Here is a 6,529-nt window from a genome sequence, read left to right as displayed (position 1 = left end):
CAAATGGTGCCCTTGGGCACCATTTGTCCGATTGTCAGACCTGACCCCGAATTTTGGTTTAGGCTGGCAGCTTGGCCAGCTGTTCCTGCATCTTGGCCAGGGTGGCGCTGAAGGTGGCGACGCGTTCCTTCTCTTGCGCGACCACGGCGGCCGGGGCGCGCGCGACGAAGCTTTCCGACGACAGCTTGCCGGAGGCCTTGGCGATCTCGCCTTCCAGGCGGGCGATCTCTTTCGACAGGCGCTCGCGCTCGGCTTTCACGTCAATCTCGACCTTCAGCATCAGCTTGGTGGTGCCGACCACGGACACGGCGGCCGGGGACTCCGGCAGCACGTCCACGATCTGCACTTCCGACAGCTTGCCCAGCATCTGGATGTACGGCGCGAAGCCGGCCATCCTGGCCTGGTCGGCGCCGGCCGCTTCCACGATCAGCGGCACGCGCAGCGATGGCGCCAGCTTCATTTCGCCGCGCAGGTTGCGGGTGGCGTCGGTCAGGCCTTTCAGTTCTTCCATCCAGGCTTCGGCGCCGGCGTCGATCGCCGCTTCGTTCGGCAGCGGGTAGGCCTGGGTCATGATGGACTGGCCTTCGCCGCCCTTGCCGGCCAGCGGGGCGACGGTCTGCCACAGCTGCTCGGTGACGAACGGGATGATCGGGTGCGCCATGCGCAGGATCACTTCCAGCACGCGCAGCAGGGTGTGGCGGGTGGCTTGCTGCTGGCCCGGGGTGCCTTGCTGTACCTGCACCTTCGCCAGCTCCAGGTACCAGTCGCAGTACTCGTACCACACGAACTGGTAGATGGTGGAGGCGATGTTGTCGAAGCGGTAGTCGGCGAAGCCTTTATGCACTTCCTGCTCGGCGCGGTTCAGGGCGGAGATGATCCACTTGTCGGCGGCCGACAGGTCGGCGTCGTTGGCGCTGCAGTCGTGGCCTTCGGTGTTCATCAGCACGAAGCGGGTGGCGTTCCACAGCTTGTTGCCGAAGTTGCGGTAGCCTTCGCAGCGGCCCAGGTCGAAGTTGATGTTGCGGCCCAGCGAGGCGTAGGAGGCCATGGTGAAGCGCACGGCGTCGGTGCCGTAGGCCGGGATACCATCCGGGAATTCCTTGCGGGTGGCTTTCTCGATCTTGGCTGCGTCCTTCGGGTTCATCAGGCCGGTGGTGCGCTTGGCCACCAGGGCATCCAGGCCGATGCCGTCGATCAGGTCGATCGGATCCAGGGTGTTGCCCTTGGACTTGGACATCTTCTGGCCTTGCGAGTCGCGCACCAGGCCGTGCACGTAGACGGTCTTGAACGGCACCTGGTTGGTGAAGTGGCTGGTCATGATGACCATGCGCGCCACCCAGAAGAAGATGATGTCGAAGCCGGTCACCAGCACGGAGCTTGGCAGGAAGGCTTTCAGGTCCGGCGTGTCGTTCGGCCAGCCCAGGGTGGAGAACGGTACCAGGGCGGACGAGAACCAGGTGTCCAGCACGTCGTTGTCGCGGGTCAGGGCGCCGGTCACGCCTTTGGCGGCGGCTTGCGCTTTCGCGTCTTCCTCGCTGCGGGCGACGTACACATTGCCTTGCTCGTCGTACCAGGCCGGGATCTGGTGGCCCCACCACAGCTGGCGCGAAATACACCAGTCCTGGATGTTGTTCAGCCACTGGTTGTAGGTGGTGCTCCAGTTTTCAGGGACGAACTTGATCTCGCCGCTGGCGACTTTTTCCAGCGCCACTTCGGTGATCGATTTGCCCGGGTTGAAGGTGCCTTCCGGCGCCGGCTTGCTCATGGCGACAAACCACTGGTCGGTCAGCATCGGTTCGATCACGACACCGGTACGGTCGCCGCGCGGCACCATCAGCTTGTGCGGCTTGACTTCAACCAGGAAGCCTTGCGCCTCCAGGTCGGCCACGATCTGCTTGCGCGCGGCGAAGCGGTCCAGGCCCTGGTAGGCGGCTGGCGCGTTTTCGTTGATCTTGGCGTCCAGGGTCAGGATGGACGGCATGTCCAGCTTGTGGCGCTGGCCCACGGCGTAGTCGTTGAAGTCGTGCGCCGGGGTGATCTTCACGCAGCCGGTGCCGAATTCCTTGTCGACGTATTCGTCGGCGATGACCGGGATTTCGCGGCCGACCAGCGGCAGCTTCAGCATCTTGCCCACCAGAGCGGTGTAGCGCTCGTCGGTCGGGTCCACCGCCACGGCGACGTCGCCCAGCATGGTTTCAGGACGGGTGGTGGCGACCACCAGGTGCCCGCTGCCGTCGGCCAGCGGGTACTTGATGTGCCACATGGAGCCGTCTTCTTCTTCCGACACCACTTCCAGGTCGGACACGGCGGTGCCCAGCACCGGGTCCCAGTTGACCAGGCGCTTGCCGCGGTAGATCAGGCCCTGTTCGAACAGGCGCACGAACACTTCGGCCACCACCTTGGAGCGCTCGGCGTCCATGGTGAAGTATTCGCGGTTCCAGTCAGGCGAGGTGCCCATGCGGCGCATCTGGCCGGTGATGGTGGAGCCGGATTTCTCTTTCCACTCCCAGACTTTTTCGACGAATTTTTCGCGGCCCAGGTCATGGCGCGACACCTTCTGCGCGTCCAGCTGGCGCTCCACCACGATCTGGGTGGCGATGCCGGCGTGGTCGGTGCCCGGGATCCAGGCGGTGTTGTGGCCCAACATGCGGTGGTAGCGGGTCAGGCCATCCATGATGGTCTGGTTGAAGGCGTGGCCCATGTGCAGCGTGCCGGTGACGTTCGGCGGCGGCAGCTGGATGCTGAAGGACGGCTTCGACAGGTCGAGGGAGGCTGCGTAGTAACCGCGCTTTTCCCACTCGCTGCGCCAGAACTGTTCAATGTCGGCAGGCTCGAAAGACTTGGCTAATTCCATGATTTGGGCTGTAAATTTGGCGAAAACTTTCATTATAAGGTAGATTGCTGGGGACATGAGTACCCGCGCCGACCCATCCCCGCCAGCCGCGCCGCGCCGCCGCGGCCGCCCCGCCCAGGGCGATTCCGCCAGCCTGAAACCACTGCTGATTGCTGTTTCGGCAAAGTTGTTCCGTGAGAAAGGGTTTGACAACACCACGGTGCGCGATATCGCTGCCGCCGCCGGGGTGCAGGCGGGGTCGTGGTTCTACCATTTCAAGTCCAAGCAGGACATCCTGCAAGCGGTGATCGAGCAGGGCATGCAGCAGGCTTTGTCGCGCATCGAGGAAGTGGCGGCGCTGCGTTTGCCGCCGCGCGAGGCCTTGCGGCGGCTGGTGCACACCCACCTGGAGACCTTGCTGTCGCCAGGCCAGGATTTTGTCTACGTCATGCTGTATGAGTGGCGCGCGCTCGATGCCGAGGCGCAGTTGCGCATCGTGGCGGCCAAGGACCGTTACGAGGCGCTGTGGGACGCGGTGCTGCGCGAGCTGCAGGCTTCCGGCGAGTGGCCGGCGCCGGGCCAGCTGGACCGGCTGTGGCTGTTCGGCGCGCTGAACTGGTCGGCCCAGTGGTATCGGCGCGAGGCCGGTGTCAGCATCGACGAACTGGCGGAATCGGCGCTCCGCTTCCTGCTCCGGTAGCCGCTGCACACCCGTCGGCGGGAGGTGCTGAAATGGGTGTTGCAAGGTGCTGAAAAGTGCTGAAATTTCGCGGCACGCACGATTCCTCCCTCTGGGATTTTTTTGATCGCCCGGAATTTCAGCACCTGCGGACAAACGAAACTTTATTCGGCCGCGATGCGGGCCCCAGATTGCGGCGCTGAAATGTTTCAGCATGTGCCCCCGACAGTCTGTGGCGATCACACTGCCCACCCTGCGCGCCTTGATCGAGTATCACGATGCACATCCAACCGGGAAAGACCTGGCCGATCTGACCGACCTTGCTATCCGCGATTGGCTGGTGCGCCAGCGCGGCCCCTTGGGCTATTTTTGGAAAGGCGTTTGCTGCCCGATGGCAGCCGGCTGCGCATTTCCAGCCTGCAGCGCTCGTTCTACGCAACTGTTGTTGGCGACGAACTGATCTACGAAGGGCAAAGCATGTCGCCCAACCAGTTTGCGACGGCAAGCCTGGGGACCGTGCGCAATGCCTGGGAAGCGATCTTCGTCCAGATTCCCGGTGAGCGAGATTGGAAACGCGCCACCGGCTTGCGCTATCCGGCAGAAATGCAGAAGCGCAAACCGGAGCAGCGGGGCTAGCTGTACAGGCCCTGATGGCTGGCGCGCAGCACGTGCTTCTGGATCTTGCCGGTGGAGGTCATCGGCAGGGTCTCCACGATAGCGATGTGCTTGGGGATTTCAAACCCGGCCAGCGTGGCGCGGCAATGTTCGCGCAGGCTGTCGGCGTCGGCGGCCTGGCCTGGCTTCAGGCAGACGAAGGCGGTGACGGCTTCGATCCATTCGCTGTGCGGCAGCCCGACCACTGCTGCCATGGCGACTGCCGGGTGGCCGAGCAGCGCTTCCTCGACGCGGATGGCGGGCACGTTCTCGCCGCCGGTTTTGATCATGTCCTTCAGGCGGCCCTTGAAGTGCAGGTAGCCGTCGTCATCCCACATGCCAAGGTCGCCGGTATGGTGCCAGCCGAAGCGGCGCACGGCGGCCGTGGCCTCCGGATCCTTGAAGTAGCCCAGCATGGCATTCGGGCCGCGGTGCACGATCTCGCCGACCATACCTTTGCCGAGCAGGCGGCCGTCGGCATCCATGATCGCCGTGTCGTTGACCGGTGTCGCCTGGCCCCAGCAATTGCCGATGCGGTGCTGCTGTTCGGGCGGGAAGTAGACCGTCATCGGGAACATCTCGGTCTGGCCGCTGCCGAGGGCGAAGCGCGGGCAGAAGTCCTGCATCAGGCGCCGCAGCAGTTCCAGCGCCATCGGCGCCATGGCGTAGATAGCCAGGCGCAGCGCGGACAGGTCGTGCTGCGCGCGTGCCGGATGCTGCAGCAGGGCGCCGTACATGGCAGGCAGGGCCGCCATCAGCGTGACACGGTCGCGGGCCAGTGTTGCCAGCACGGCGGCCGGGTCGAAACCGCGCGAGAGCGAGATGGCAGCGCCGCAGGCCAGCCCCGCAGCGGCCATGCTGAATTGCGCGCAGTGGAACAGCGGCAGGATCGCGGACAGCACATCCTGCGGCACGATGGAGACGGTAACGGCATTCGACATCACGGCAGCCAGCACCGAGCGGTGCGAGTGCATGGCGCCTTTCGGGTTGCCGGTGGTGCCACTGGTGTACATGATCAGGGCCAGGGCGTTCTCTTCGATCTCCTGCGCGGGCGGCGTCGCCGGCTGGCCGGCGAGCGCCTGCGACAGGCTGCGGGTCGCGCCAGTTGCGCCGGGCGCTAGGCCGTCCGTGGCGCAGTGGAGCAGCGGCACGCCAAGCGCAGGCAGCGCGGCGCTCCAGGCGGGATGCGCCGCAAGCTGCGCGTCCACCACCAGCAGGCGCGCTTCCGCGTGCTGCACGATGTACGCCACCTCGGTCGGCGAGAGCAGGGCATTCACCGGCACCCACACCATGCCGGCCTTCAGGATGCCGAACGCCGCCACCATGAAATCCATGGAGTTCGGGCTGAGCATGGCCACCTTGTCGCCGGGCTGCAGGCCGCTGGCGAGCAGGTAGTGCGCGAAACGGTTGCTGTCCTCGTCCAGCTGGGCGTAAGACATGCTGCGGCCGTTCTCCAGCAGCGCCGGCGCTGCGCCGTTGCGGCGCGCGCTGCGCGCAACCAGGTGGCCAAGGGTGTCCTGCATATGCTCATTCATGGCCAGCCTCCACAAACAGGTCGATCATCGGCTCGACGCCAGGCGTTACCTGGTACCGGGAAAAGTCGGTGACGCCGCTGCCGCGCAGAACTTCCTCGTCGATGAAGAAATTGCCGTTGGTTGTGTGGCTGTCCCGGGTCAGTATCAGGTGGGCGGCATCGGCCATGATCTCCGGCGTACGGCCGAACTGGCCGCCGCCGGGCAGGGCGACGTTGAGTGCCGCCGTTGCGATGATCGTGCGCGGCCACAAGGCGTTCACGCCGATTCCGTCTTCCGCCAGCTGGGCCGCCAGGCCATGCACGATCATGCTCATCGCGTACTTCGATGTGGTGTAGGCGGCATGGCGGGCGAACCATTTCGGGTTCATGTCGATCGGCGGCGACAGCGTCAGGATATGCGGGTTGCTGGCCTGCTGGAGATGGGGCAGGCAGTGCTTGGCGCAGACGAAGGTGCCGCGCACGTTGATGTCCATCATCAGGTCGTAGCGCTTCATCGATGTGCTTTGCACACTCGTCAGGCTGATGGCGCTGGCGTTGTTGACCAGGATGTCGATGCCGCCAAACTCCGCGGCGCCGCGCTCGATGGCGGCGATGACCTGCTCTTCCTCCCGGATATCGACTTGCAGCGGCAGCGCCTTGCCGCCGGCGGCGCGGATCTCCTCGGCGGCGGAGTAAATCGTCCCCGGCAGGCGCGGGTCGGGCTCGGTGGTCTTGGCGGCGATGATCACGTTGGCGCCATCGCGCGCCGCGCGCAAGGCGATCGCCTTGCCGATGCCCCGGCTGGCGCCGGTGATGAACAGGGTCTTGCCTTGCAGCGTAGTCATGGCGT

Annotated in this window: 5 protein-coding genes; 2 read left to right on the top strand and 3 right to left on the bottom strand. The window is 65.1% G+C overall.

Going from position 1 to position 6,529, the window contains the following annotated elements; genetic code table 11:
* Nucleotides 1–58: 58 nt before the first annotated feature.
* Entirely contained in the window at nt 59–2,854 is a 2,796-nt protein-coding gene (locus ACE3TQ_RS23600) for a valine--tRNA ligase (RefSeq protein WP_374585608.1), read from the bottom strand.
* 55 nt (nt 2,855–2,909) lie between these two features.
* On the opposite strand from ACE3TQ_RS23600, the gene ACE3TQ_RS23595 reads away from it, so the two are divergent.
* Complete coding sequence (locus ACE3TQ_RS23595; RefSeq protein ID WP_374585606.1) at nt 2,910–3,533, top strand: TetR/AcrR family transcriptional regulator; 624 nt, start codon at nt 2,910–2,912, stop codon at nt 3,531–3,533.
* A gap of 360 nt (nt 3,534–3,893) precedes the next feature.
* Entirely contained in the window at nt 3,894–4,148 is a 255-nt protein-coding gene (locus ACE3TQ_RS23590; protein ID WP_374585604.1) for a hypothetical protein, read from the top strand.
* On the opposite strand, the gene ACE3TQ_RS23585 is transcribed toward ACE3TQ_RS23590, so the two are convergent.
* The gene (locus tag ACE3TQ_RS23585; RefSeq protein WP_374585602.1) at nt 4,145–5,701 is read right to left on the bottom strand and encodes a class I adenylate-forming enzyme family protein; all 1,557 of its coding nucleotides are present in this window, start codon (nt 5,699–5,701) and stop codon (nt 4,145–4,147) included. The two genes, ACE3TQ_RS23590 and ACE3TQ_RS23585, sit on opposite strands and share 4 nt — an antisense overlap.
* On the bottom strand, nt 5,694–6,524 hold the full coding sequence (locus ACE3TQ_RS23580; protein ID WP_374585600.1) for an SDR family oxidoreductase: 831 nt from the start codon (nt 6,522–6,524) through the stop codon (nt 5,694–5,696). The genes ACE3TQ_RS23585 and ACE3TQ_RS23580 overlap by 8 nt, the downstream gene beginning before the upstream one ends.
* Between the last annotated feature and the right edge of the window lie 5 nt (nt 6,525–6,529).

The organism is Pseudoduganella sp. (assembly GCF_041914865.1).
GTDB lineage: Bacteria > Pseudomonadota > Gammaproteobacteria > Burkholderiales > Burkholderiaceae_D > Rugamonas.
The sequence above is the reverse complement of the archived record's forward strand: the minus strand, read 5'-3'. Positions and strand labels throughout refer to the sequence as shown.